Source organism: Roseateles sp. GW821-FHT09H11, assembly GCF_059415845.1.
Window position 1 is genome coordinate 394,044 of record NZ_JBWKOA010000008.1, and the last position, 23,609, is coordinate 417,652.

General features: G+C 68.8%; 19 protein-coding genes. 9 read left to right on the forward strand and 10 right to left on the reverse strand.

Features of this window, described 5'->3' with window-relative positions; translation table 11 throughout:
- Positions 1-7 precede the first annotated feature (7 nt).
- The 3 genes from AC07PR_RS25900 (at position 8) to AC07PR_RS25910 (ending at position 2,534) form a co-directional block, all read left to right on the forward strand.
- Positions 8-1,177: a D-alanyl-D-alanine carboxypeptidase family protein gene (locus AC07PR_RS25900; protein ID WP_377159713.1), complete on the forward strand. Its 1,170-nt coding sequence runs from the start codon at positions 8-10 to the stop codon at positions 1,175-1,177.
- Between the two features lie 160 nt (positions 1,178-1,337).
- On the forward strand, positions 1,338-2,219 hold the full coding sequence (locus AC07PR_RS25905; RefSeq protein WP_377159715.1) for a D-amino acid aminotransferase: 882 nt from the start codon (positions 1,338-1,340) through the stop codon (positions 2,217-2,219).
- A 24-nt stretch (positions 2,220-2,243) separates the two neighbouring features.
- Positions 2,244-2,534 (forward strand): DUF493 family protein, encoded by a 291-nt coding sequence (locus AC07PR_RS25910; protein ID WP_377159717.1) that lies wholly within the window; start codon positions 2,244-2,246, stop codon positions 2,532-2,534.
- A gap of 3 nt (positions 2,535-2,537) precedes the next feature.
- On the opposite strand, the gene AC07PR_RS25915 is transcribed toward AC07PR_RS25910, so the two are convergent.
- Positions 2,538-3,206, reverse strand: a complete 669-nt coding sequence (locus AC07PR_RS25915; RefSeq protein ID WP_495137000.1) for a tetratricopeptide repeat protein — start codon at positions 3,204-3,206, stop codon at positions 2,538-2,540.
- Positions 3,207-3,268: 62 nt separating this feature from the next.
- On the opposite strand from AC07PR_RS25915, the gene lipB reads away from it, so the two are divergent.
- Both lipB and lipA read left to right on the forward strand, forming a co-directional pair.
- A complete protein-coding gene (gene lipB / locus AC07PR_RS25920) occupies positions 3,269-3,937 on the forward strand; it encodes a lipoyl(octanoyl) transferase LipB (RefSeq protein WP_495137001.1) in 669 nt (222 codons plus the stop codon).
- Positions 3,938-3,969: 32 nt separating this feature from the next.
- Entirely contained in the window at positions 3,970-4,980 is a 1,011-nt protein-coding gene (lipA, locus tag AC07PR_RS25925; RefSeq protein WP_421036719.1) for a lipoyl synthase, read from the forward strand.
- 102 nt (positions 4,981-5,082) lie between these two features.
- On the opposite strand, the gene AC07PR_RS25930 is transcribed toward lipA, so the two are convergent.
- The 8 genes from AC07PR_RS25930 to AC07PR_RS25965 form a co-directional block, all read right to left on the reverse strand.
- Positions 5,083-6,549: an efflux transporter outer membrane subunit gene (locus AC07PR_RS25930; RefSeq protein WP_495137002.1), complete on the reverse strand. Its 1,467-nt coding sequence runs from the start codon at positions 6,547-6,549 to the stop codon at positions 5,083-5,085.
- 3 nt (positions 6,550-6,552) lie between these two features.
- Positions 6,553-9,729 carry a multidrug efflux RND transporter permease subunit gene (locus AC07PR_RS25935; RefSeq protein ID WP_495137003.1) on the reverse strand — a complete coding sequence of 1,059 codons (3,177 nt, stop codon included), beginning with the start codon at positions 9,727-9,729 and terminating at the stop codon, positions 6,553-6,555.
- Positions 9,726-12,983, reverse strand: a complete 3,258-nt coding sequence (locus AC07PR_RS25940; protein WP_495137010.1) for an MdtB/MuxB family multidrug efflux RND transporter permease subunit — start codon at positions 12,981-12,983, stop codon at positions 9,726-9,728. The genes AC07PR_RS25935 and AC07PR_RS25940 overlap by 4 nt, the downstream gene beginning before the upstream one ends.
- 19 nt (positions 12,984-13,002) lie before the next feature.
- Positions 13,003-14,628 carry an MdtA/MuxA family multidrug efflux RND transporter periplasmic adaptor subunit gene (locus AC07PR_RS25945; RefSeq protein ID WP_495137004.1) on the reverse strand — a complete coding sequence of 542 codons (1,626 nt, stop codon included), beginning with the start codon at positions 14,626-14,628 and terminating at the stop codon, positions 13,003-13,005.
- 238 nt (positions 14,629-14,866) lie between these two features.
- Positions 14,867-15,376: a TlpA disulfide reductase family protein gene (locus AC07PR_RS25950; RefSeq protein WP_483107994.1), complete on the reverse strand. Its 510-nt coding sequence runs from the start codon at positions 15,374-15,376 to the stop codon at positions 14,867-14,869.
- Between the two features lie 124 nt (positions 15,377-15,500).
- On the reverse strand, positions 15,501-16,670 hold the full coding sequence (locus AC07PR_RS25955) for an ATP-binding protein (RefSeq protein ID WP_495137005.1): 1,170 nt from the start codon (positions 16,668-16,670) through the stop codon (positions 15,501-15,503).
- 294 nt (positions 16,671-16,964) lie between these two features.
- Positions 16,965-17,735, reverse strand: coding sequence for an alpha/beta fold hydrolase (locus AC07PR_RS25960; RefSeq protein ID WP_377159731.1), 771 nt, complete (start codon positions 17,733-17,735; stop codon positions 16,965-16,967).
- On the reverse strand, positions 17,732-18,997 hold the full coding sequence (locus AC07PR_RS25965) for a CaiB/BaiF CoA transferase family protein (protein WP_495137006.1): 1,266 nt from the start codon (positions 18,995-18,997) through the stop codon (positions 17,732-17,734). The genes AC07PR_RS25960 and AC07PR_RS25965 overlap by 4 nt, the downstream gene beginning before the upstream one ends.
- A 77-nt stretch (positions 18,998-19,074) precedes the next feature.
- Here AC07PR_RS25965 and AC07PR_RS25970 point away from each other — a divergent pair, with 77 nt between their 5' ends.
- The 3 genes from AC07PR_RS25970 (at position 19,075) to AC07PR_RS25980 (ending at position 20,369) form a co-directional block, all read left to right on the forward strand.
- Positions 19,075-19,593: a hypothetical protein gene (locus tag AC07PR_RS25970; RefSeq protein WP_495137007.1), complete on the forward strand. Its 519-nt coding sequence runs from the start codon at positions 19,075-19,077 to the stop codon at positions 19,591-19,593.
- Positions 19,594-19,677: 84 nt separating this feature from the next.
- Positions 19,678-20,103, forward strand: coding sequence for a PTS sugar transporter subunit IIA (locus AC07PR_RS25975; RefSeq protein WP_377159735.1), 426 nt, complete (start codon positions 19,678-19,680; stop codon positions 20,101-20,103).
- Positions 20,100-20,369 carry an HPr family phosphocarrier protein gene (locus tag AC07PR_RS25980; RefSeq protein WP_067281479.1) on the forward strand — a complete coding sequence of 90 codons (270 nt, stop codon included), beginning with the start codon at positions 20,100-20,102 and terminating at the stop codon, positions 20,367-20,369. The genes AC07PR_RS25975 and AC07PR_RS25980 overlap by 4 nt, the downstream gene beginning before the upstream one ends.
- A 156-nt stretch (positions 20,370-20,525) precedes the next feature.
- Here AC07PR_RS25980 and AC07PR_RS25985 read toward each other — a convergent pair whose 3' ends face one another.
- Positions 20,526-21,371 carry a GNAT family N-acetyltransferase gene (locus AC07PR_RS25985; protein ID WP_483107989.1) on the reverse strand — a complete coding sequence of 282 codons (846 nt, stop codon included), beginning with the start codon at positions 21,369-21,371 and terminating at the stop codon, positions 20,526-20,528.
- A 199-nt stretch (positions 21,372-21,570) separates the two neighbouring features.
- Between AC07PR_RS25985 and ptsP the strand changes: the two genes are divergently transcribed.
- Entirely contained in the window at positions 21,571-23,349 is a 1,779-nt protein-coding gene (gene ptsP, locus AC07PR_RS25990) for a phosphoenolpyruvate--protein phosphotransferase (protein ID WP_377159737.1), read from the forward strand.
- The last annotated feature ends 260 nt before the right edge of the window (positions 23,350-23,609 follow it).

The window sequence follows — 23,609 nt, forward strand, 5'->3', positions numbered from 1 at the left end:
CTCCCGAATGAAACGCTTCCTTGCCTCCCTGGCCCTCGGCCTGGGCCTGTCCAGCTTCGTGATGACGACCGGCGCCTCGGCGCAGGCGCTGACGCCGCCCGAGATCGCGGCGCGCAACTTCGTCCTGCTGGACCTGACGACGCACCAGACGCTCGCCGAGCGCGACGCCGACACGCCGCAGGATCCCGCCTCGCTGACCAAGCTGATGACGGCCTACGTCGTCTTCGACGCGCTCAAGGCCAAGCGCCTGACGCTGGACCAGACGCTGACCGTCTCCAAGCGCGCCTGGGACGAGCGCAAAGGCGACCCGTCGCTGATGTTCATCGACACGACCATGACGCCCAAGGTCGACGAGCTGCTGCGCGGCATGATCATCCAGTCGGGCAACGACGCGTCGGTCGCGCTGGCCGAAGGCGTGGGCGGCACCGTCGAGCAGTTCGTCGCGATGATGAACAAGCAGGCGCAGGCCTGGGGCCTGAAGAACACCGCGTTCAAGAACGTCACCGGCATCACCGAGCCCGGCCACAAGACGAGCGCGCGCGACATCGCGGTGATCTTCTCGCACGTGATCCAGGACTTCCCGCAGTACTACGCCGACTACTACTCCAAGCGCGAGTACACCTTCAACAAGATCCGCCAGTCCAACCGCAACATGCTGCTGGGCCGTGATCCGTCGGTGGACGGCGGCAAGACCGGCTACACCGATGCGGCCGGCTACTGCCTGGCTGCCAGCGCGCAGCGCGACGTGCCCAACGGCAAGCGCCGCCTGCTGAGCGTGGTCATGGGCACGGCCTCGAAGGAGGCGCGCGCGACCGAGAGCCAGAAGCTGCTGAACTGGGGTTACTCGGCCTTCGACGCGGTGCGCCTGTTCGAGAAGAACCAGCCGATCACGACCGTCAAGGTCTGGAAGGGCGCCGTGCCGGAAGCCAAGCTGGGCGCGGCCGACGCGGTCTTCGTCGCGGTGCCGCGCGGCGAGGGCGGCAAGCTCAAGACCGACATCCAGCGCACCGACCCGCTGGTCGCGCCGCTGGCGCTGAACCAGCGCGTGGGCACGCTGAAGGTGACGACCGCGGGTGGCGCGCCGGTGGCCGAGGTGCCGCTGGTCGTGCAGCAGGAGGTGCCGCTGGCCGGCATCTTCGGCCGCGCCTGGGACGCGATCCGGCTCTGGATCAAGTAAGACCCGAAGACCCGCGGGTCGGCGAGGTGCTGGCGCCATGGCCCGGTCGGGCCGTGGCGACGGGCCTGTCGGCCAAGGCCCCTCGCTTGCCGGGGTTGGCGAGCCGGGCCGGCGGCGTACAGTCGGTGGCTTCGGCGTGACCACACAGCGGGAGCCACTGATGACCATGCCCTGGGTTGACCTGCCCTGCTACCTGAACGGCCACCTGGGCCGGCTCGGCGATGCCCGGGTGCCGGTGATGGACCGGGGATTCCTCTTCGGCGACGGCGTCTACGAGTCGATCCCCGTCTACGCGCGCCGGCTGTTTCGCGTCGACGATCACCTCGACCGGCTCGGTCGCAGCCTGAAGGCGTTGCGCATCGAGGACCCCTACGAGCGTGAAGCCTGGCTGGACCTGTTCCGCAGCCTGGTCGCGCACCTGCCGGAGGTCGAGGACCAGATGATCTACCTGCAGGTCACCCGCGGCGTCGCGGCGCGCGGCCATGCGATGCCCAAGGACCTGGAGCCGACGGTGCTCGCGTACACACAGCCGCTGCACGCGCTGACGCCGGAGCAGCGCCACCAGGGCCTGAGCTGCGTGACGGCGCGCGATTTCCGCTGGCAGCGCGGCGACATCAAGAGCATCTCGCTGCTGGGCAACGTGCTGGCGCGGCAGGCGGCCGCCGATCAGGATGCCGACGAGACCGTGCTGATCCGCGACGGCTACGTGACCGAAGGCTCCAGCAGCAACGTCTGGATCGTGCGTGACGGTGCGCTGCTGACGCCGCCGCCGGGCGAGACGCTGCTCGAAGGCATCCGCGTGCGTCTGCTCAAGGAGCTCTGCGAGGAACTCGGCATCGCCTGCAACCTGCGCCCGATCGCGGAGACCGAGCTGAGCACCGCGGACGAGATCCTGCTGACCTCCGCCAGCAAGGAAGTCGCACCGGTCACGCGGCTCGACCACGACCAGGTCGGCCATGGCGCGCTGCGCGGCAAGCCGGGCCCGGTCTACGCGAAGCTCCACGAGGCCTATCAGCGGGCCAAGGTCTTGCAAAGCCGCTGACCGACTCCACTTGAATTCCCCATCATGACCAGCTTCAACAACGCCCCGATCCCGCCCGAGCAGTCGCTCATCGAGTACCCGTCGCAGTTCCCCATCAAGGTGATGGGCGCGCATGTGGAGGGCTTCGTCGAGGCGATCGTCAGCGTCGCGCAGCAGTTCGATCCGGCCTTCGACGTGTCGAGGGTGGAGAAGCGCCCGAGTTCGGGCGGCAAGTACCTGGGCGTGACGATCACCGTCACCGCCACCAGCCGCGAGCAGCTCGACGAGCTCTATCGCACGCTCACCACGCACCCGATGGTGAAGGTGGTTCTCTAACGCTCAGACCGAGCCGGCGTCGGCGGCCAGCGCGTCGTCGACCGCCTTGAGCTTGTACGGTGCGGCCTCGTCGCCGTTGCGTGCCGCGATGTCGTACCAGTAGCGCGCCAGTCGCAGATCGCGCTCGACACCCAGGCCCGACTCGTACATCGACGCGATCAGGTACTGCGCGCCGACGTCGCCGCCCTTGGCCGCTTCGCGGTACCACTGCGCGGCCTGCGGGAAGTCTTTCCCGGCACCGCGACCGAGATAGAACGCGGTGGCCACGGCCACCTGCGCGTCGACGCTGCCGTGCTCGGCCGCCTTCAGGTACCAGGACTGGGCCTGGACCAGGTCCTGCTTGCCGTCGGCGCCTTGTTCGTGGAACTGGCCCAGCGCCAGCTCCGCGCGGACGAGGCCACGGTCGGCGGCGCGCACGAGCAGCTGGCGCGCCAGCTTGGGGTCGGGCTTCGGCACTTCCGCGCGCAGATGCATCATCGCGAGGTTGTAGTCGCCCAGTGCCAGGCCTTGCTGCGACAGCGCGCGGAACTGCTTTTCAGCGGCGCGGAGGTCTCCGCGCTCATAGGTCGCGAGGGCCTGTTCGAGCGTGACGCTGGCGGCCGACGCGGTGCCGCCCTGCAGCGCGAGGCAGCAGACCGCGAGCGCGGCAAGGGCCGTGATGTGACGCGGCATGGCGCGGCTCCTGAATGTCCCGATGCCGGCGATGCTAGAGCCATCGCGGCTAGCATGCCGGGATGCTGATCAAGACCCTGGGCCGCGTCGACTATGCGGCCACGCTGGAGGCGATGCGCGCTTTTACCGAGACGCGCGGTCCGGACACGCCGGACGAGCTCTGGCTCTGCGAATTCGACCCCGTCTACACCCAGGGCCTGGCCGGCCAGGCCGACAACGTCCTGGATCCTCAAGGCATTCCGGTGGTGCAGACCAACCGCGGCGGACAGGTGACGTACCACGGCCCCGGTCAGGTGGTCGCCTACCCGCTGGTGGACCTGAAGCGGCTGGGCATCTTCGTCAAGGAATACGTGTTCCGACTCGAGACCGCCGTGATCCAGACGCTGGACGGCTTCGGCGTGACGGGTCACCGCGTGGCCGGGGCGCCTGGCATCTATGTGCGGCTGGACGACCCGGGGGCGCATGCCGCCCTGACCGGGCCGGCCAACCCGGCGGACCCGTTCCGCGGACTGGGCAAGGTCGCGGCGCTGGGGATCAAGATCAGCCGGCACTGCACGTATCACGGCGTCGCGCTGAATGTCGCGATGGACCTGAAGCCCTTCCTGGGCATCCATCCGTGCGGATACGCAGGGCTTCAAACGGTGGACCTCGGTACACTCGGGGTTTTCACGGACTGGGCCACGGTGGCCCAGCGGTTCGGAGATCGGCTCGCCGCCCAGCTCCAACCCTGAGGCCCGGAACAAGGCAACCGAGAGAACGCCTGATGGCAACCGAGAACGTCACCCACGAAGCCAAGAGCGCGTCCGACTACGACGCGACCGCCAAGCAGAAGGCGCAAGCCAAGACGGCGCGGATCCCGATCAAGATCATTCCGGCGGAACAGCTGAAGAAGCCGGACTGGATCCGGGTGAAGGCCGGTTCGCCGTCGACGCGCTTCTACGAGATCAAGCAGATCCTGCGCGAGCACAAGCTGCACACGGTCTGCGAGGAAGCGTCCTGCCCCAACATCGGCGAGTGCTTCGGCAAGGGCACGGCGACCTTCATGATCATGGGGGACAAGTGCACGCGGCGCTGCCCGTTCTGCGACGTCGGCCACGGCCGGCCGGATCCGCTGGACGTGGACGAGCCGCTCAACTTGGCCAAGACGATCGCGGCGCTGAAGCTGAACTACGTGGTGATCACCAGCGTGGACCGCGACGACCTGCGCGACGGCGGCGCCGGCCATTTCGCCGAGTGCATCCGCAAGGTGCGCGAGCTGAGTCCCCGCACGCAGATCGAGGTGCTGGTGCCCGACTTCCGCGGCCGCATGGACCGCGCGCTGGACATCCTGAAGGCCGCGCCGCCGGACGTGATGAACCACAACCTGGAGACCGCGCCGCGCCTGTACAAGGAAGCGCGTCCGGGCTCGGACTACCAGTTCAGCCTGAACCTGCTGAAGCGTTTCAAGGAAGCGGTGCCGGGCGTGCCGACCAAGAGCGGCATCATGGTCGGCCTGGGCGAGACGGACGAGGAGATCCTCCAGGTCATGCGCGACATGCGCGCCCACGACATCGACATGCTGACGATCGGGCAATACCTGGCCCCGTCGGGTCACCATCTGCCGGTGCGTCGCTACGTGCACCCGGACACCTTCAAGATGTTCGAGGAAGAGGCCTACAAGATGGGCTTCACGCACGCGGCGGTCGGTGCGATGGTGCGCTCCAGCTACCACGCGGACCAGCAGGCGCATGCCGCGCTGGAGAAGGTGGAAGCGGAGAAGGCTTCCGCGGCCTGACCCATCGAACGCCATGCAAAACGGCTCCCTGGCGGGAGCCGTTTTGCTTTGATGCGCTGCCGCAGTCCTGCTTCGGCTGGGGAGAACGCCCTTGAGCGCCCGTCAGGCCGGCGTCCAGCGCCCCGCCACGTTCTTCAGCAGCAGGTTGATCGCCGCCAGCTGACGGTTGCGGACCGACAGCAGCGAAGCCTCCGCGTTGAAGGCGCTGTTCTGCGCGGTCGTGACGTCCAGGAAGGACACCGTGCCCGCACGGTACTGGTCCGTCACCAGTTCGAGGTTGCGCTGCGCGGCGTCGAGCGCCTCCTGCTGCAGCCGCGCTTCCTCGCGCAGATGGTTGGTGAGGATGAGGTTGTCCTCGACCTCCTGCAGCGCCGTCAGCACCGTCTGGCGATAGGTCGACGTCGCGACCTCCGCGCTCGTGCGCGCCTGCGCGCTCGCCAGCTTGCGCTGGCCGCCGTCGAAGATCGCCTGCGCCAGCGACGGGCCCAGCGACCAGAACAGGTTGGGCGCGGACAGCAGGTCCGTCAGCGTGCTGTTGCGATAGCCGGCGCTGCCCGACAGCGTCAGCGACGGGAAGTACGCCGCGTCCGCGACGCCGATCTGCAAGTACGCCGCCGCCACGCGCCGCTGCGCGGCCGCGATGTCGGGCCGGCGCTCCAGCAACTGCGAAGGCAGCATCTCCGGCACCGCCGGCGGCTTGGGCAGCGCCGCGTTCTTCGCCAGGTCCAGCGCCGACGGCGGCAGCCCCAGCAGCACCGCGATCGCGTGCTCCAGCTGGCCGCGCGTCGAGCACGTCTCCAGCAGCTGCGCCTCCGCCGAGCGCAGTTGCGTCTGCGCCTGCAGCACGTCGCTGCGGGCGGCGACGCCGCTCTGGTAACGCGCCTGCGTGAGGTCGAGGAAACGCTGATACGCCTTCACGCTGCGGTCGTAGAGCGCTTCCTGTGCTTCGGCGGTCCGCAGCGAGAAGTAGGTCTGCGCCAGCGTGGCCTGCGCGCTGAGCCGCGCCGCGGCGAGGTCGTCGGCGCTCGCCTGCAGCGAGGCGCTCGCGCCCTCGCTCGCCAGGCGCAGCCGTCCCCAGAGGTCGGGCTCCCAGCTCGCGTTCAGCGAGGCCTGCACGCTGTTGGTCGGTCCGCGGTTGATCGAGCCGTTGGTGACGTTGCCGTCCGGGCTCGCGCTGCGCGTGCCGGAGACGCCGACGGACAGCGTGGGGAACAGCGCCGAGCGGCTCGCCTCCAGCGCGGCGCGGGCGCCGGCCACCTGCGCGATGGCCGCCTTCAGATTCTCGTTGCCGATCACCAGCCGGTGCTGCAGGTCGTTGAGCACGGGGTCATCGAACAGCGTCCACCACTGCTCGGGCACCGGCTCCGCGGCGGCGGGGCGCGCCTGCTTCCAGAGCGCGTCTTCCTTGAACTGCGCCGGCGCCGCGACCGGCGCGGGCGGATCGACGCGCGTCACCGCGCAGCCGCTCATCAAGGCGATCAGCGCCGCGGTCGCCGCCGCTGCCGCGATCGTGGTGAGGGCCGCGCGCGGGCGGGCGGAGGGGGCATTCATCATCATCGGGGTCTGCATGTCTCAGCCCTGCAGGGTCGGAGCCGGGGGCGGCTCGGGATTCATCGGGGGCGCGGCGTTCGAGGCCTTGGCGACCTTCGCGGCGCGCCTGGCCGCGCGGCGCTTCATCACGCGCTGGCGCAGCCGCTCCATCGTCACGAAGACGACCGGCGTCGTGTAGAGCGTCAGCACCTGGCTCAGGATCAGGCCGCCGACGATCGCGATGCCCAGCGGCTTGCGCAGCTCGGCGCCGTCGCCGCTGTCCAGCGCCAGCGGCACCGCGCCGAAAATCGCGGCGAAGGTCGTCATCAGGATCGGCCGCAGCCGCAGCTTCGCGGCGCGGAAGATCGCCGCGCCCGCCGTCAGGTGCGCCGTCGTGCGCTGCCGCGCGATGGCGAAGTCGATCATCATGATCGCGTTCTTCTTGACGATGCCGATCAGCAGGATCACGCCGATCAACGCGATGATCGAGAACTCCGTGTTGAACATCATCAGCGCCAGCAGCGCGCCCACGCCCGCCGACGGCAGGGTCGACAGGATGGTCACCGGATGCACCAGGCTCTCGTAGAGCATGCCCAGCACCAGGTAGATCGCGATGATGGCCGCGCCGATGAGGATCGGCTGCGACTTCAGCGCGTCCTGGAATGCGTTGGCGGTGCCCGCGAAGGTGCCGCGCACCGAGACCGGCACGCCCAGCTCCGACATCGCGTTGCCGATCGCGTCCGTGGCCTGCGACAGCGACACGCCCTCGGGCAGGTTGAAGCTGATCGTGGACGCCGGCGAGCCGCTCTGGTGGTTCACCGACAGCGGCGTGTTGGTCGTCTCGAAGCGGCTGAACGCCGACAGCGGCACCTGCGCGCCCGTGCTGCTCGTGACGTAGAGCTTGCGCAGCGTCTCCGGCCCCTGCAGGTACTGCGGGGCCAGCTCCATCACCACGCGGTACTGGTTCAGCGGGTTGTAGATGACGCCGACCTGGCGTTGGCCGAAGGCGTTGTTCAGCGTCGTGTCGATGGTGCTCACCGTCACGCCGAGCCGCGCGGCCGCGTCCCGATCGATGACCAGCGAGGTCTGCACGCCCTTGTCCTGCTGGTCGGTGTTGACGTCGGTCAGGTCCGGCAGTTGCGACAGCGCGTTGCGCACGCGCGGCTCCCATTCGCGCAGGACCTCCAGGTCGTCCGCCTGCAGCGTGAACTGGTACTGCGCGTTGGCCTGCCGGCCGCCGATGCGGATGTCCTGCACCGGCACGAGGAACAGGTTGGCGCCGGGCTCGTGCGCCATCTTGTCGCGCAGCCGGTTCACGACCTGGTCCGCCGAGACCTTGCGTTCCTTCAGCGGCTTGAGCGTGATGTAGAAATTCGCGCCGTTGCGCTGCCCGCCGCCGGTGTTGCCGTTGACGTTCTCCACCGCCGGATCGGACAGGATGATCTCCATGAAGCGGTCGACCCGCTTGCGCATCATCTCGAAGGAGCTGCCCTGGTCCGCCTGCACGCCGCCGATCAGCACGCCGGTGTCCTGCTGGGGGAAGAAAGTCTTGGGGATCGCGCCGTAGAGATGCACGTTCAGGGCGACCACCGCCACCAGCGACAGCAGCGCCACCGGCTGGTGCCGCAGCGTCCACATCAGCGAGCGCCGGTAGCCGCGCGCCAGCACGCGGTTGAACCGTCCCGCGGCGCGCGCGAACCAGCCCTTGCGTTTCGTCGCGGCGCCCGGCTCGGGTTCCTTGCGCGGCTTCAGCACGCGCGAGGCCATCATCGGCGTCGTCGTCAGCGACACGATCATCGACACCAGGATGGAGGCCGACAGCACGACGGCGAATTCGCGGAACAGGCGCCCGACGACGCCGCCCATCAGCAGGATGGGGATGAACACCGCCACCAGCGACAGGCTGATGGAGATCACCGTGAAGCCGATCTCGCGCGCGCCGCGCAGCGCGGCCTCGACGGGCTGCAGGCCCTGCTCGATGTAGCGGGTGATGTTCTCGAGCACCACGATCGCGTCGTCCACGACGAAGCCGGTGGCCACCGTCAGCGCCATCGCCGACAGGTTGTCCAGGCTGTAGCCGCACAGGTACATGACGCCGAAGGTGCCGGCCAGCGACACCGGCACGGCGACCGCGGGCAGCAGCGTCGCGCGCCAGCTGCGCAGGAACAGCAGCACCACCAGGATGACGAGGCCGACCGCGATCGCCATCGCGCGCTGCACCTCGTCCAGCGAGGCGCGGATGGTGGGCGTGCGGTCGCTGATGACCTTGAGGTCGATCGCGGGCGGGATGGAGGCCTGCAGCCGCGGCAGCAGCTCGCGCACGTGCTGCACCGTCTCGATGATGTTGGCGCCCGGCTCCTTCTGGATGAACAGCAGGATCGCCGGCTGGCCGTTGGAGGCGCCGTAGTTGCGCACGTCCTGGACCGAGTCGCTGACGTCCGCCACATCGCGCAGCCGCAGCGCGGCGCCGTCGCGGTAGGAGAGCACCACCGGCGCGTATTCGGAGGCGGTGCGCGCCTGGTCGTTCGCGCCGACCTGCCAGTAGCGGCCCGACTCCTCGACGGCACCCTTGGGCCGGTTCGCGTTGGTGTTGGTGATGGCCTGGCGCACCTGGTCCAGCGAGATGCCGTTCGCGGCCAGCTTGTCCGGGTTGAGCTCGACCCGCACCGCCGGCAGCGCGCCGCCGCCGACGTTGACCTGCCCGACGCCGCCGACCTGCGCCAGCCGCTGCGCCAGCACGGTGGACGCGGTGTCGTACATCTGGCCGCGCGTCAGCGTCTGCGAGGTCAGCGCCAGGATCATGATCGGCGCGTCGGCCGGGTTCACCTTGCGGTAGGTCGGGTTGCTCGGCATGCCGGTCGGCAGCAGCGTGCGCGCCGCGTTGATCGCGGCCTGCACGTCGCGCGCGGCACCATCGATGTCGCGGCTCAGGTCGAACTGCAGCGTGACGTTGCTCGATCCCAGCGCGGAACGCGACGTGATCTCGGTGACGCCGGCGATGCTGCCGAGCGCGCGTTCGAGCGGCGTCGCCACGGTCGCGGCCATCGTGTCCGGACTCGCGCCCGGCAGCGAGGCGGACACCGAGATCGTCGGGAAGTCCACCTGCGGCAGCGGCGCGATCGGCAGGAAGTGATACCCGAGCATCCCCGCCAGCGCGATGCCGATCGTGATCAGCGTCGTCGCGACCGGCCTGGCGATGAACGGCGCTGAAATATTCATCGCAGGTCTCCGCCAGGACCCGCCGGTCCGACGGGGCCGGCCGGAGCGATCGGGCCGACCGCACCGATGGGCCCGGCCGGATCGGCGATCTGGGGCGCGTCCGGACCACGGCGTTCCTCGGCGGCGCGCGTCTCGCGCTTCACGCCGCGGCGCTCGCGCCAGCGCTGCGCCATCCGCGCGAAGCCCAGGTAGATCACCGGCGTCGTGAACAGCGTCAACAGCTGGCTCACGATCAGGCCGCCGACCATGGTCACGCCCAGCGGGTGCCGCAGTTCATGGCCGACGCCGGTGCCCAGCATCAGCGGCAACGCGCCCAGCAGCGCGGCCATCGTCGTCATCAGGATGGGGCGGAAGCGCAGCAGCGAGGCCTGGTGGATCGCGGCGCGCGGCTCGAGTCCCTGCTCGCGCTCGGCCTCGAGCGCGAAGTCGATCATCATGATCGCGTTCTTCTTGACGATGCCGATCAGCAGCACGATGCCGATGATCGCGATGATCCCCAGGTCCAGCCCGCCGAGCAGCAGCGCCAGCAACGCGCCGACGCCGGCCGACGGCAGCGTCGACAGGATGGTGACCGGGTGGATGTAGCTCTCGTAGAGCACGCCCAGCACGATGTACATCGTGACCACCGCCGCCAGGATCAGGAACAGCGTGCTCGACAGCGAGTTGCTGAAGGCCTCCGCCGCGCCCTGGAAGCTGGTCTCGACGCTGATGGGCAGGTCGAGCTGGGCCTGCTCCGCCTTGATCGCGTTCACCGCATCGCCGAGCGCGACGCCCGGCGGCAGGTTGAACGAGATCGTCGCGGCCGGGAACTGCGCGACGTGGTTGATCGCCAGCGCGGCGGGGCGCTCGACGATCTGCGCGACCGAGCTCAGCGGCACCTGAACCGAGGTGGTCGACGCCATGCCGGTGGCGCCGGTCGTCGTCGTGCTGCCGGGCACGTACAGGCCTTCGAGCGCGCGCGGTCCGCTGCGGAACTCCGGCGCCGCTTCGAGCACGACCCGGTACTGGCTGGACTGCGTGTAGATCGTCGAGATCAGCCGCTGGCCGAAGGCGTTGTAGAGCGCGGTGTCGATCGCCGCGATCGTCACGCCGAGCCGGCCGGCCGCCTCGCGGTCGATCTGCACCCAGGCCTGCAGGCCCTGGTTCTGCAGGTCGCTGGCGACGTCGGCCAGCTGCGGCAATTGCTTGAGCCGCTCCAGCAACTGGTCGTTGGCCTTCTGCAGGTCGCCCGAGTCCGGCGAACTCAGCAGGAACTGGTACTGCGTCTTGGAGATGCGGTCCTCGATCGTCAGGTCCTGCACCGGCTGCATGTAGGCGGTGATGCCCGGCACCTGCCGGTTCGCGTCGCCCAGCCGCGCGATGATCTCCGTCGCGGACGCATGACGCGTCGAGAACGGCTTCAGCGTGATCTGCATGCGGCCGGTGTTCAGCGACGCATTGGCGCCGTCGACGCCGATGAAGGACGCGATGTGGTCGACGTCGGGATCCTTCAGGAAGACCTCGGCGAGCTTCTGCTGGCGCTCGCTCATCGCGTCGAAGGAGGTGCTCTGCGTCGCCTCGGTGATGACCTGCAGCAGGCCGGTGTCCTGCACCGGGAAGAAGCCCTTGGGCACGACGACGTACAGCAACGCCGTCAGCGCCAGCGTCCCGAAGAAGCCCAGCAGCGTCAGCACCGGACGGTCCAGCACCCAGTCCAGGCCGCGGCCGTAGGCCCGGATCATGGCGTCGAACTTCTCGCCGAACCAGGTGCCCAGGCGGGAGTGCTTCTGCTCGACCTCGGGCTTCAGCAGCCGGGCGCTCATCATCGGCGTCAGCGTCAGCGAGACGAAGGCCGAGATCAGGATGGACACCGCCAGCGTGATCGCAAACTCATGGAACAGGCGGCCGACGACGTCGCCCATGAAGAGCAGCGGGATCAGCACCGCGATCAGCGAGACCGTCAGCGAGATGATGGTGAAGCCGATCTGCTTCGAGCCCTTGATGGCCGCCTCCATCGGCGAGTCGCCCTCCTCGACGTAGCGGGCGATGTTCTCGATCATGACGATCGCGTCGTCGACGACGAAGCCGGTCGAGATGGTCAGCGCCATCAGCGTCAGGTTGTTGATCGAGAAGCCGGCGAGGTACATCACGCCGAAGGTGCCGATCAGCGACAGCGGCACCGCGACGCTCGGGATCAGCGTGGCGCTGCCGCTGCGCAGGAACAGGAAGATCACCGCCACCACCAGCACGATCGCGAGCAGCAGCTCGATCTCGGTGTCGTCGACCGAGGCGCGGATCGTCGTCGTCCGGTCGGACAGGATCTGCACGTCCACGGACGCGGGCAGCGTGCCCTGCAGCTTGGGCAACAGCGCCTTCACGCGGTCGACGGTCTGGATCACGTTGGCGCCGGGCTGACGCTGCACGTTCAGGATCACGCCGGGCGTCGTGTCGGCCCAGGCCGCCAGGCGCAGGTTCTCGGCGTCGTCGACGATCTCCGCGACGTCGTTCAGGCGCAGCGGGTTGCCGTTCTTCCAGGCGATGATCAGGTTCTGGTATTCGGCGGCGGAGCGCAACTGGTCGTTGGCATCGATCGTCGACGCGCGCTGCGCGCCGTCGAAGCTGCCCTTGGCCTGGTTGACGTTGGCCGAGGCGATGGCGCTGCGCACATCGTCCAGCGACAGTCCCAGTGCCGCCAGCGCTCGCGGATTCGCCTGGATGCGCACGGCGGGCCGTCGGCCGCCGGCAATGCTGACCAGGCCCACGCCGTCCACCTGCGACAGCTTGGGCGCGAGCCGGTTCTCCACCAGGTCGTGGACCTTGATCACCGGCAGCGATGGCGAGGTCACGGCGATCGTCATCACCGGCGCGTCGGCCGGGTTGACCTTGCTGTAGACCGGTGGCATCGGCAGATCGCTGGGCAGCAGGTTGCTGCCGGCGTTGATCGCGGCCTGCACTTCCTGCTCGGCGACGTCCAGCGACAGGCCCAGCGAGAAGCGCAGCGTGATCACCGAGGCGCCGCCCGAACTCGACGAGGTCATCTGGCTCAGACCCGGCATCTGGCCGAACTGGCGCTCCAGCGGCGCGGTGACGGTGGTCGAGATGACGTCGGGGCTCGCGCCCGGATAGAGCGTCGTGACCTGGATGGTCGGGTAGTCGACCTCCGGCAGCGCGGACAGCGGCAGCAGCCGGTAGGCGAGCAGGCCGGCCAGCAGGATGGCCAGCATCAGCAGCGAGGTCGCGACCGGCCGCTCGATGAAGGGACGGGACGGGTTCATGGCCATGGCCGGGCCTCGATCAGTTGCCGCCGCCCGAGGCCGCCTGCCGCTTCGCGCGTTCGGCGCGTCGCTCGGCGATCCAGGCTTCCCGCTCGGCGGGACTCATCTTCATGACCTTCTCTTGGACATCGGGCGGCAGGCGGTCCAGCCAGGCGGGACGTTCGCCGCCGGACTGCGCCGCGTCATTGCGAGCTTCCGCCGTCGGCGCGCGCACCGCGGCGTCGGCCGGATTGCCGGAGCCCTGGGGCGACGACGCGCCCGAAGCCCTGCGGCCTTCGCCCCAAGCGCCGGAAGCGGCGCCGCCCGGTGCGCTCGCGCCACGGCCGCGACGCGGTGCCGCGTTCGCGCCGGCGCGCTGCTTCGGATCGGCGGCGATGACCTCGACCTTCGCGCCTTCGCGCAGCCGGTCGACGCCATCGATGACGACGCGATCACCCGGTTCGACCTTGCCGTCCACGGCCATCCAGTCGCCGTCGACCGCGCCGGTCTGCACGACCCGCGTGGTGACGGCGTTGTCCGCGCCCACGACGTAGACGTAGAAGCCCTGCGCGCCGCGCAGCACCGCGGCAGCCGGCACGGCCAGGCGGTTCTGCTCGGTCGCGAGCTGCAGCTTCACGCTGACCGACTGGTTGGGAAACAGCGCATCGTCGTCGTTCGGGAACAGCGCCTTGAGCTTGATCGTGTCGGTGGTGATGTCGATCGCGTTGTCGGCGGTCGCGAGCTTGCCGGTGGCCAGGCGCGTCTTGCCGTCGCGGCTCCAGGCCTCGACCGTCATCGCGGTCTTGCCCTTCAATCCGGCACTGACCTGCGGCAGCAGCGCCGAGGGGACGGCGAAGGTCAGCGCGATCGGGCGCGTCTGCGTGATGCTGACGATGCCGTTGGTGTCGCCGGTCTGCACGACGTTGCCGATGTCCGCCTGCTTCAGGCCGACGCGGCCCGAGATCGGCGCCTGCACCCGGCTGTAGGTGACCTGCAGCCGCGCGCTGTCGACGGCGGCCTGATCGGCCTTGACCGTGCCGACAAGCTGGTTGACCGTGGCCTGCTGCGTGTCGACCTGCTGGCGCGCGATCGCGTCCTTGGCGAGCAGGTCCTGGTAGCGCGTGAGGTCGATGCGGGCGTTGTCCAGCGTGGCCTTGTCGCGGGCGAGCTGGCCTTCGGCCTGGCCGAGCGCGGCCTGGAACGCGCGCGGGTCGATCTGTGCGAGCGTCTGGCCGGCCTTGACCTGCTGGCCTTCGGTGAAATGGATCTGCTGCAGCACGCCGCTGACCTGCGCGCGCACGACGGCGGTGTTGGACGCGCTGATCGTGCCGATCGCGGCGGCGGTGTGGCGGATGTCCTGCAGCCGCGCGGGCATCACCGACACGGGCTGCACGCGGTTGGCGGCGAAGCGGCCGCCGCGACCGGGACCACCCCCACCGGGGCCGCCGGCACCGCCCGGTCCGCTGGCGGCCGAGGCGGGTCCGCCCGCCGCGCCGTCGGCGCCGCGGCCCTTCCACCACCACCAGCCGCCGGCCGCGACGGCCAGCACGAGAAGGCCGAGGACCCAGGGCGTCGCCCGACCTCGCTGTCGCCGGTGCGTGAACGCGTGGGAAAGCGGGGAGATGACAGTCCCCGGCGTGCCGGGCAGGTTCTTGTTCGTGTTCATTCGGGCGGGCGATGCTTGCTATGTCGCTACCCTAGTATCTGGCGACAGCACCCTGGTGTACCCGAGGAAAAGAATCGCAAAGCGTCGGGGCTAACCCGCGCATTCGAGGGGATCACGAGGGGAGCATCGACGCCGTCCTGGCCTCGCGTCGACCGGCGATCCGCGCCTGGTCGACGGGGCGGTCCGACCATGAAAAATGCCGCTCGAAAGCGGCATGGATCGGTGGGGCGGCGCGGGCTCAGCTGTCGGCGAGCAGCTTCTCGATCGTGCCGTGCAGCGCGGCGAAGTCGGGTTCGCCGACGAAGCGCTTGACGATCTCGCCGCGCTTGTTGATCAGGAAGGTGGTCGGTGTGAGCTGCACCTTGCCGAAGCTGCGGGCGATCTCGCCGGTGCTGTCCATCGCGACGCCGAAGGGCAGGTTGCGCGTCTCGGCGTAGTTGGCGACGTAGGCCGGCGGGTCGTAGCTCATGGCCACGGCCAGCGTGTCGAAACCCTTGTCCTTGTACTTCTGGTGCGTCGCGATCACCTGCGGCATTTCCTTGACGCAGGTCGTGCAGGAGGTCGCCCAGAAATTGACCAGCATCACCTTGCCGGGCCACGCCTGCGCGGAGGCGTGCTTCGAGCCGTCGAGCAGCACGTAGTTCACCTGCGGGGCAGGTTCGGGCTTCAAGCCCTCATAGGCGAGGCCGGCGCCGACACCGACGGCGGCAACCAGCAGCAGGAGTCCGGACCAGCGAGGCAGCTTCATGGTGCGCGAGTGTATGCGCGAGGGTGTCGGCCCGCCACTTTGGAGGGGCTTAAGCCGGGTGCCCGCCCAAGGCGGCGGCGAGGGGCGGCGCCGAGGGGCGGCTCCGGGTCGGCTTGCCTGGGCGTCAGAGCGCCTTGGACAACTCGAACAGCAGCACCGACGGCAGGGCGTCCTGCAGGTTCTGGCGCGAGATCCGCGCCATGTGGTCCGCCGTGGCCGTGGACAGCTGCGTCTGCTGATCGCCGTCCAGCACTTCGATGAAGCTGAAGCTGGGCACCTCGCCGGTGATGTCGGCGCGCAGGCGGTCGAAGTCGGCGTCGCGCATCGACTGCTCGAAAGCGATGCCGTGTGGCAGCCCCTCCTCGCAGAACTGCAGCGCCTCGTCCATCGAGCCGACGGCGTCGATGATCAATCCCATGTGGTGCACGGCGTTCTGGATCTCCTGACGCACCTCGCGGCGCGGCGAGACGATCAACAGATGGCAGCCTGCCAGCGGCTTGGAGTTGTGCGACGGCGTCGGATCGTCGAGCTCGGGCCGTTCCGGCCGGGCCGGCGGCGCCAGTTCGTGCGGCGCGGCGGGCTCGTCGACGGCGACATGCGGAAACTCCAGCGTCAGCATCGTGATGCCGGCTTCGTCGTCGCGCAGCGGCAGCGCGCCGAGGGTCAGCGCGGTCTGCTCGATCAGGCGCCAGTGCAGCGAGTTCAGCGACTCCGGCGGCGCGTTGATCACCGCCGACGGGGCACTGCCCAGGTCCAGCGAGCGGTGGGCGAAGCGACACATCAGTCGCGCCTTGGCGGGCCACGGCGTCACGTCCAGCCGCATCTCCAGCGAGGAATGCGTGTTGGCGAGCGCCCAGTCCATCACCGCGTTCAGCAGCGAAAACAGCAGCGACGCGTCGGTGACCACCTCGATCGGCTGCAGCAGCTGCCGGATCTGGATGCCGCGGGCCTGCGTCTCGCGGCTGCGCTGCGTCAGCACGCCGCGCAGCACCTGCGTCAGCGGCACGCGCTCGCGGGACAGCCTCAACCGTCCCGATGCCAGCCGCGCCAGCTGCTGACTCACCATGCCCGCCTCGCGTGCCTGCGCCACCGAGTCGCGCAGCGCCCGCAAGCCCTGGCGATCGATCTGGCCCGTGCTGATCAGCGTGTGGATCCGCTCCAGCGCCGCGCTCAACGGGCCGGCGATCTCGGCGCCGAGCTGCTGGACGATGTCGCCCCATTGCGAATCGCTCGGGGGCTGCGCCATGTCATTGGCAGCCAACGGCGCGGCAATGGAGGGGGGCGGGCGGGACATGCTCTCTCGTTCTTGTGAGCCTCCGGCGGCATGCCGGGGCAGGGAGGCGCCATGGTTCCGCGCGGTCCCGGGGGAGGCCATCCCGTGACTCGGGGGCAATCGCCCCCCTGGGTGGATGGCGTGAAATGGCTCACGATTGCTCGGGTGTCGGGGGCGGATGGCGGACGTTCATGGACTGCTTGCGCCGAGCGTTGGCCGCCAGGTCATGAGGCCCCCGCGGCAAGCGCGGAAACCTCACGACCTGCCGTCCCCATCCATTGCCGTCCTTCGACGGTGTTGCTACCGAGGACGCCGTCAGGGCTCCTGGGCCTGGCGGTCAGCGAGCATCAGGAGACGTTCAGTGAGTTCCTTTGGAGCGGAAACCATGACCTGATGACCGGTGGGGATCTCGAAGAGCTCCCAGCCGGGCTGGCTGCGCGCGCGTTCACGCGCGGCGGCGATGGTGAGGAGGGCCGGACGGTTGCAGTCGATGAAGGTGCGTGGGCGCTTCAGCCACGCCGCCTGGTCGAAGTCGAGCGGGCTGTCATAGACGCCGCCGGGCTGCGGGCGCTGGCAGCGCATCATCCAGTCGAAGTCGTCCGGCTTCAGGCCCATGCCGTTGGGCTCGGTCACCGGCAGGTGGCCGAACTTCGAGATCAACTCGCGGCGCTGTATCTGGGTTTCCGGCGTGTGGCGGCTGGACCAGGACTCGCCCGGTTCCGGCACCACGGCGTCCAGGTAGACCAGTCGCGAGATGCGGTCCGGCATCTGATCGGCGACGCCGGTGATCACCATGCCGCTGTAGCTGTGGCCGACGAGCAGGACATCGGCCAGTTCCTCGCACTCGATGACCGCCTTCACATCGTCGATGTGCGTCTGCAGGCGGATGTCCGCATGCGGTTGATGGGCCCGTTCGCCGACGCCGCTCAACGTCACCGGGAACACGTGATGCCCGGCCGCGCGCAACGGTCCGAGCACCCGTTTCCATGCCCAGGCGCCCAGCCAGGCACCGTGCACCAGCACGATGTTCACGCCCTTGCCGGGAGATTCCTCATTCCGGACCTGCGCCGGATCCTTGCTGCTCATGCGATGACCCCTTCCTCGCGCCATGCGGCGATCGCGTCGGGGCCGTGTCCGAGCTCGGCGAGAACCTCGTCGGTGTGCTGCCCCATCAACGGCGGGGGCAATCGGTAGGCCACGGGTGTCTCCGACAGCTTCATCGGACTGGCGACCACCCGCAGCGCATCGCTCTGCGGATGCGCCATCGACACCACCATGCCTCGGTGCTGGACCTGTGGGTCGTCGAAGACTTCAGCCAGGTCGTTGATCGCCCCGCCCGGGACCTTCGCCGCTTCCATCGCATCGAGCCAATGCTGCCGAGGTCTTTCGGCGACGCGGGCGGCCAGCATCGGGACCAGGTCGTCCCGATGCCGGACCCGCTGCGAATTGGTCGAGTAGCGCGGATCACGGGGGAGGTCCGGCAGGCCGAGGAGCTCGCAGAACTTGACGAACTGACCGTCGTTGCCCACCGCGACGATCAGGTGCCCGTCGCTGGCCTGGAAGACCTGGTACGGCACGATGTTCTGGTGGGCGTTGCCCATGCGGCGCGGCGCCTTGCCGGTCGTCAGGTAGTTGGCGCCGAGGTTGGCCAGCATCGCGACCTGCGTGTCCAGCAGCGCCATGTCGACGACCTGACCCTGGCCTGTCGCGTCCCGGTGGCGGAGCGCGGCGAGGATCGCGACCGTCGCATACATGCCGGTGAAGAGATCGGCCACCGCCACGCCGACCTTCTGCGGCCCGCCGCCGGGCAGCGCGTCGGCCTCGCCGGTGACGCTCATCAGTCCGCCCAGGCCCTGGACCGCGTAGTCGTAACCGGCGCGATCACGGTATGGCCCGGTCTGGCCGAAGCCGGTCACCGAGCAGAACACGAGGCGCGGATTGATCTCGAGCAGCGCCGCGGCGTCGAGCCCGTAGCGGGTCAGGTCGCCGACCTTGTAGTTCTCGACCAGGACGTCGGCCCGTCGCGCCAGCTCCCGGATCAAGTCCTGACCCCGTGGGCTGGCGATGTCGATCGCGACCGAACGCTTGTTGCGGTTCGCGCCGAGGTAGTAGGCCGCCTCGGCGGTGTCCTGCCCGCCCCGGTCCTTCAGATAGGGAGGCCCCCATCCGCGGGTGTCATCCCCCCCTGGGTGGCCGCCCTTTGGCGGGCGCTCGACCTTGATCACGTCCGCGCCGAGATCGGCCAGCGTCTGCGTGCACCAGGGGCCCGCCAGCACGCGGGAGAGATCCAGCACGCGCACGCCCGTCAGGGCCATGGCGGAGGGCGTGGGAGAGTTCGCTTCGCTCATCGGGGCATTGTGGGGGATGCTGCGGTGGGCCGCACCGGGCGCGCGCGCGTCGTCGTCACGCCCTCGATAATCGTCCGATGCGTTCGTTGTCCCTGCTTGTTTCGATCGTCCCGCTGGTGCTGGCAGCCGGGTGCAGTCCGGCGTTGAACTGGCGCAAGGTGAGCCCGGAAGGGGCGCAGATGCAATTGATGTTTCCTTGCAAGCCAGACCGCGAGGAGCGTACGCAGCCCGGCCCGGCGGGTCAGGCGGTCGCCGTGCGGTCACTGAGCTGCAAGGCGCGGGGGGCCCAGTTCTCGTTGACCTGGACGGATCTCCGGGAGGCCGGGGCGACGTCCGCGGCGATGCGTCGCATGCATGAGGGCATCGCCCGGCAAATGGTCCCGCAGGCGTCCGCGCCCTTGGGCGTGCGCGGTATCGCGGCCGATCCGGAAGCGTTCCAGCAATCGTTCGAGGCTCGCGCCGGCCAGCCCCGCCAGCAGGTGCGGCAGGCGGTGTTCTCCCGCGGGGGACGGCTGTATCAGTTGCTGATGCAAGGCGAACGCCTCGACCCGGAAGCCTGGGACGTATTCCTCGGGTCGGTGGAACTGCCGCCCTGAGGGCGGGGGGCTGCATCCTCCCCACGATTGAGGGTTTGTGCGAGCCACGCCCGCACCATGCTGCGCCGCACGATAATGATCGCCATGTCCGGCCTGCTGTTGATCGCTCACGCCCCGCTGGCCACCGCGCTGAAGCAGGTGGCCGAGCACACGTTCCCGCATTGCTCGCTGCAGCTGAGGGTGCTGGACGTGACGCCTGAGATGAGCGCCGACGACGTCGAGTCGCAGGCGCGCGCGCTGATCATCGCTTCCGGACACCAGCAGACCCTCGTGCTGACCGACGTCTACGGCGCGACACCGACGAATGCGGCGCTGCGCCTGCAGGGCGAGCAGGTGAAGGTGTTGACCGGCGTCAACGTGCCGATGCTGTGGCGCTCGTTGTGCTACGCCGGCGAAGGCCTGGAGGCGCTGGTCCAGCGCGCCAGCCAGGGCGGCACCCAGGGCATCCTGTGCGACGCGACGGCGCCCTGCGCCTCCAACAATTCCTCGTCCCATCCTTCCTGCACATGATCAAGTCGACCCTCACCATCAGCAACAAGCTGGGCCTGCATGCCCGGGCCTCGGCGAAGTTGACGAAGTTGGCGGGAGGATTCAAGGCGGAGGTCTTCATGACCCGCAACGGCCGTCGCGTGAATGCCAAGAGCATCATGGGCGTCATGATGCTGGCGGCGGGCATCGGCGCGGAGGTCGAACTCGAGACCTCCGGCGAGGACGAACAGCCCGCGCATGACGCGATCACGGCGCTGGTCAACGACAAGTTCGGCGAAGGCCAGTAAGGCGAACGCCAGTCCCTTCAATCGCCCCCACGAACCGCGCGATCCGAAGAAGCCGGAGCGCCGGTACCCTGCGGAGCGAATGCCGAGCGTGAGGAGGCGATTGAGCGGAGCGGGGTACCGGCGCTCCGGCTTCGCAGCGCTGTGCTCAACGTGTGCTCAACGCCCCAGGAAGTGCTTCCGGTACCGCGCCGGCAGATCCGCGATGCGCATGATCATCGGCAGGTCGGCGGTATTGAAGTCCGGATCCCACGCCGGCCGGCCGAGGATGCGCGCGCCGACCCGCAGGTAGCCCTTGATCAGGGGCGGTGGCTCGACCACCAGGTCCTGACGTAGCTCGTCGACCGGCAGCGGCAGGCGCGGGCGCACTTGCCAGGCGATGTCCGCCATGTGACTGGCGTCCAGCTGGCGCCACAGGCTGGCGGCGTAGTGACCGCCGTCGCGCATGCTGATGCTGGCGCAGCCGATCATCGTGTCCAGGTCGTTGCGCACCATGAATTCGGTGAGGGCGCCCCACAGCGCCATGATGGCGCCGCCGTTGCGATGATCCGGGTGAACGCAGGAGCGGCCCAGTTCAACCATGCGCGGACGCAGCGAGCGCAGGCGGGTCAGGTCGAACTCGGTTTCGCTGTAGAGGCCGCCGGCGCGGCGGGCCGCCTCCGGCGTCAGCACCCGGTAGGTGCCGATCACCTCGCCGGGCTGTCCGTGCTTGTCGAGCGTGCGCACCAGCAGGTGCTCGCAGAAGGGGTCGAAGAGGTCGATGTCGTGCCCGGCGGGCGCGCCGGCCGGCACGCTCAGGCGCGCGCCCATCTCATCGACGAAGACCTGGTACCTCAGGCGCTGGGCCTGGCGGACTTCGTCCTCCGTGCGCGCCCAACCCACGTGGAAGCGAGTGCGCGCAGCATCGACAGCGACGTCTTGCGAACTGGCTGGAAGTGACCTCCGAGGCGCTTCGACAGGGCGCAGATCGGAGAAGGGCAGGGTAGGCAGCGGCAGATCCCTCATGGCAAAGCCTCGCTGAAGTGATGGCCGCGATGCTGAGCGGGCGGGGTGACGCGTCGGTGACCCTCAAGTGAACGAACCGTGACAGTCGCGGCCTCGTCACGTTCATGCATCGGGGTGATTGACGCCGGCTCCACAGAGGTTTTCGCGGAGTTCACCTTCGTCCACCGGGGGATTCGGAACCCGCTGCTAAAGTCGGCGCATGAGTTTCCAGGTCTTCGGCATTCCCGTTTCTCGCGGCGTGGCGATCGGCCGCGCGGTGCTGGTTGCCTCCAGCCGCGTCGACGTCGCGCATTACTTCATCGCCGCCGCCGATGCGGAGCAGGAGTACGCCCGTCTGGTGCGGGGCCGCGATGTGGTCACCCGTGAATTGCAGGGGCTGAAGGCCGAACTGCCGGAGGACGCGCCGCACGAACTCGACGCGCTGCTGGATGTCCACCTGCTGCTGCTGAACGACGAGGCGCTCGTCGACACGGCTCGCGATTGGATCGTCGATCGCCACTACAACGCCGAATGGGCGCTGTCGGCGCAGCTGGAAGTCCTGGCGCGTCAGTTCGACGAAATGGAAGACGACTACCTGCGCGAGCGCAAGGCGGATCTGGAACAGGTGGTCGAGCGCATCCTGGCCGCCCTCGCCGCGGAACTGGACGATGCGCCCGCCGGTGGACCGGCCGCCGTGGTGGCACGGGACTTCGCCGGAGAGGATCCGCTGCTGCTGGTGGCCGCCGACATCGCGCCCGCCGACATGATCCAGTTCAAGCGCAGCGTCTTTCAGGGCTTCATCACCGACATCGGGGGGAAGACCTCACATACCGCGATCGTGGCGCGCAGCATGGCCATCCCCGCCGTGGTGGGAACGCGAGAGGCCTCGCGGCTGATCCGCCAGGACGATTGGGTCATCATCGATGGCGACGCGGGGACGGTGATCGTCAACCCGTCCCCCATCGTGCTGGAGGAATACCGCTTCCGGCAGCGGCAGTCGGAACTGGAGAACGCACGTCTCGCTCGCCTGCGGCACACGCCGGCGATCACCATGGATGGGCAGCGAATCGAACTGCACGCCAATATCGAGTTGCCGGGCGACACGGTGGCGGCGCTGGCGTCCGGCGCAACTGGCGTGGGGCTGTTCCGCAGTGAGTTCCTCTTCATGAACCGCGACGGCGACCTGCCCAGCGAGGAAGAGCAATTCGCCGCCTATAAGAGTGCGGTCGAAGCGATGGCCGGTCTGCCGGTGACGATCCGCACGGTTGATATCGGCGCCGACAAGCCACTGGACCGGATGTCGGTCAACGAGCTCCGGCACGAACATGTGCTCAACCCGGCCATGGGCCTGCGGGCGATCCGATGGAGTCTGGCGGAGCCGAGCATGTTCCGCCAGCAACTGCGTGCGATCTATCGGGCGAGCGCGTTCGGCAAGGTGAAGCTGCTGATCCCGATGGTCGCCCATCTGGGTGAGATCCGTCAGGTCCAGGAGGCCGCCAAACGAGTGAAGGCGCAGCTCGACGAGGCGGGGCAGGCTTATGGCGAAGTCGAACTCGGCGTGATGGTGGAGGTGCCCGCGGCGGCGATCATGCTGCCGCAGCTGCTCAGGCATGTGGACTTCGTGTCGATCGGGACCAACGACCTCATTCAATACACGCTGGCCATCGACCGTGCCGATGAGGCGGTCGCCCATCTCTATGACCCGTGGCATCCCGCAGTCCTCCATCTACTGGCGCATTCGATCGCGCAGGCGCGAGCGGCCGGGAAGGAAGTCAGTGTCTGCGGCGAAATGGCGGGCGATGCCGCCTTCACCGATCTGCTCCTGAGCATGGGACTCACCAGTTTCTCGATGCACCCGTCGCAGATCCCTTCGGTCAAGCAACGGGTCCTGCGGGCGGACGTGCCACGGTTGGCTGCTGCGCTGCCTCGCATCCTGGAGAGCGATGAACCCGCGAAAGTGGCTCTGGAAGTACTTGCGCCGCAGTCCCGCCTGCATTGAGCCGCGCCTGCTCGGGCGGCTGCGGTCGAACATCGCACCTCCCCAAGCAAGTCGTACGGGGGAGTTGCGCCGGTGAAAAAACTCGTGCTAGACTAGCGGTCTTCGCTGTTCACGACATCGTTCTGAACAGCCGCCTCGGAGGGTATGCCGAGGTGGTCAGATGAATAACTAGCAAAAGCCAGTTTTCATTTGACGGCGAGATTCTCGCAGTCGCTGATGAAAATAATTTCTCTGACTGCTTGACGGGTTCGAAAGAAATC

Coding starts and splice junctions, on each gene's coding strand:
- AC07PR_RS25900 (WP_377159713.1), top strand. CDS start 8: ATGAAACGCTTCCTTGCCTCCCTGGCCCTCGGCCTGGGCCTGTCCAGC.
- AC07PR_RS25905 (WP_377159715.1), top strand. CDS start 1,338: ATGACCATGCCCTGGGTTGACCTGCCCTGCTACCTGAACGGCCACCTG.
- AC07PR_RS25910 (WP_377159717.1), top strand. CDS start 2,244: ATGACCAGCTTCAACAACGCCCCGATCCCGCCCGAGCAGTCGCTCATC.
- AC07PR_RS25915 (WP_495137000.1), bottom strand. CDS start 3,206: ATGCCGCGTCACATCACGGCCCTTGCCGCGCTCGCGGTCTGCTGCCTC.
- lipB (WP_495137001.1), top strand. CDS start 3,269: ATGCTGATCAAGACCCTGGGCCGCGTCGACTATGCGGCCACGCTGGAG.
- lipA (WP_421036719.1), top strand. CDS start 3,970: ATGGCAACCGAGAACGTCACCCACGAAGCCAAGAGCGCGTCCGACTAC.
- AC07PR_RS25930 (WP_495137002.1), bottom strand. CDS start 6,549: ATGCAGACCCCGATGATGATGAATGCCCCCTCCGCCCGCCCGCGCGCG.
- AC07PR_RS25935 (WP_495137003.1), bottom strand. CDS start 9,729: ATGAATATTTCAGCGCCGTTCATCGCCAGGCCGGTCGCGACGACGCTG.
- AC07PR_RS25940 (WP_495137010.1), bottom strand. CDS start 12,983: ATGAACCCGTCCCGTCCCTTCATCGAGCGGCCGGTCGCGACCTCGCTG.
- AC07PR_RS25945 (WP_495137004.1), bottom strand. CDS start 14,628: ATGAACACGAACAAGAACCTGCCCGGCACGCCGGGGACTGTCATCTCC.
- AC07PR_RS25950 (WP_483107994.1), bottom strand. CDS start 15,376: ATGAAGCTGCCTCGCTGGTCCGGACTCCTGCTGCTGGTTGCCGCCGTC.
- AC07PR_RS25955 (WP_495137005.1), bottom strand. CDS start 16,670: ATGTCCCGCCCGCCCCCCTCCATTGCCGCGCCGTTGGCTGCCAATGAC.
- AC07PR_RS25960 (WP_377159731.1), bottom strand. CDS start 17,735: ATGAGCAGCAAGGATCCGGCGCAGGTCCGGAATGAGGAATCTCCCGGC.
- AC07PR_RS25965 (WP_495137006.1), bottom strand. CDS start 18,997: ATGAGCGAAGCGAACTCTCCCACGCCCTCCGCCATGGCCCTGACGGGC.
- AC07PR_RS25970 (WP_495137007.1), top strand. CDS start 19,075: ATGCGTTCGTTGTCCCTGCTTGTTTCGATCGTCCCGCTGGTGCTGGCA.
- AC07PR_RS25975 (WP_377159735.1), top strand. CDS start 19,678: ATGTCCGGCCTGCTGTTGATCGCTCACGCCCCGCTGGCCACCGCGCTG.
- AC07PR_RS25980 (WP_067281479.1), top strand. CDS start 20,100: ATGATCAAGTCGACCCTCACCATCAGCAACAAGCTGGGCCTGCATGCC.
- AC07PR_RS25985 (WP_483107989.1), bottom strand. CDS start 21,371: ATGAGGGATCTGCCGCTGCCTACCCTGCCCTTCTCCGATCTGCGCCCT.
- ptsP (WP_377159737.1), top strand. CDS start 21,571: ATGAGTTTCCAGGTCTTCGGCATTCCCGTTTCTCGCGGCGTGGCGATC.